Annotated in this window: 3 protein-coding genes; all 3 read left to right on the top strand. The window is 59.8% G+C overall.

All coding sequences use genetic code 11. From position 1 onward, the window contains the following. The first annotated feature begins 183 nt into the window (after nt 1-183). Nucleotides 184-492, top strand: a complete 309-nt coding sequence (locus EOA38_RS37325; RefSeq protein WP_127301562.1) for a hypothetical protein — start codon at nt 184-186, stop codon at nt 490-492. 17 nt (nt 493-509) lie between these two features. Continuing rightward, the gene (locus EOA38_RS39585; protein ID WP_189435207.1) at nt 510-863 is read left to right on the top strand and encodes a hypothetical protein; all 354 of its coding nucleotides are present in this window, start codon (nt 510-512) and stop codon (nt 861-863) included. Nucleotides 864-915: 52 nt separating this feature from the next. After that, on the top strand, nt 916-1,131 hold a 216-nt coding region (locus EOA38_RS39945; protein ID WP_210213023.1), incomplete at its 3' end, for a hypothetical protein.

Genomic DNA, 1,131 nt, shown 5'->3' with positions numbered 1-1,131 from the left:
GCGGACCATCAGTTCGCCAGGCCGGCGCCGGGCTCAGGCAATTCTCCCCCACGAGAAGGCGCCGGTCACCTTAGCCCGCCGCGCGGGTGTGGGGGCACACCCAGCGGCGGGTTATCGGCTGTCTTGATCTGCCGAATATTAGCATCCTCTTGACGAGACGGAAGCCAGCGCCAGAGTCATGGCATGGCAAAGGGCGGGTTCAAAGTCGGTGACGAGGTCGCCATCACCGCGACTGTGCGCCGCCGCGTGACGGATGACAGGATCAGCCTCTCGATTCCGTCCTATGGCTTCCCGCACTCGATCATCGATCGGACGTCGAAGGTAAAGAAAGGGCAGCCGATCGAACTCGTCGGCGATGTCACGCATATCGACGGCGAATGGGTGACCGTAAACCTCGGCGTTCCGGTGACGGTGAACATGGACACGCTCAGGCTTGTGACGTCCTATGTGCCGCCGAAGCGAAAGGCGCCGCTCATGGACAAGCCGACATAGGAAGCGCCAGCGTCCTATTGCGACCGCTCGACCGCAAATGTTGGCGCGTCATCGCCTTTACCGGCCTGGAGGAATTCCACGACGGCAGAAAGAAGCCGCTCGGCGACGATCCTATTCATGGTCAGATTGATGGTCGTATCAGCAGCGAGAAGTTTGGTGAATCCGGATTTGCTGGGCTTTCGTTTCATGATGGCTCCATCGGCTGGAGCTTTTTTGCCGGCCGTTCGCTGAAATCGTCAAGCCGCTCCCCACTGCCTCCACGGGTGGCGGGCTTTTCAGTGCATTTCGGCCAAGCTGCTAAGGAAGTTACGCTGCTCAGCACAGTTTATGGGCAGACGGTCGTTCTGTCTGTGCCCCCGGAAATCTGTTGAACTCACATCAACGGATATCGTGACCGCCCCTCCGCACGGCAGTATATCGATCATGCGCACTCCCGGCACCGGCTTTAAAGCGGTGAGCGTGAATAGCCTCGTTTCGCTCGGGGATACGATCGCCGCGCTGCCGCCTAACTCCGCGACCCGAAGTTCCAAGCCGTCGACTTCGGTATCGCCGATTTGGCCAGACAATGAGGCGCCGGAAATAGTGCCTGCTCTGGTGCCGCTGTTTGAAACCAGAAGTCCGATCGAAACCGGATCAGCG

Source organism: Mesorhizobium sp. M1E.F.Ca.ET.041.01.1.1, assembly GCF_003997355.1.
Classification (GTDB): Bacteria; Pseudomonadota; Alphaproteobacteria; order Rhizobiales; family Rhizobiaceae; genus Mesorhizobium.
The sequence above is the reverse complement of the archived record's forward strand: the minus strand, read 5'-3'. Positions and strand labels throughout refer to the sequence as shown.

What these genes read in the sequence shown, in the direction of transcription:
- EOA38_RS37325 (WP_127301562.1), top strand. Translation starts at nt 184, where the DNA reads ATGGCAAAGGGCGGGTTCAAAGTCGGTGACGAGGTCGCCATCACCGCG.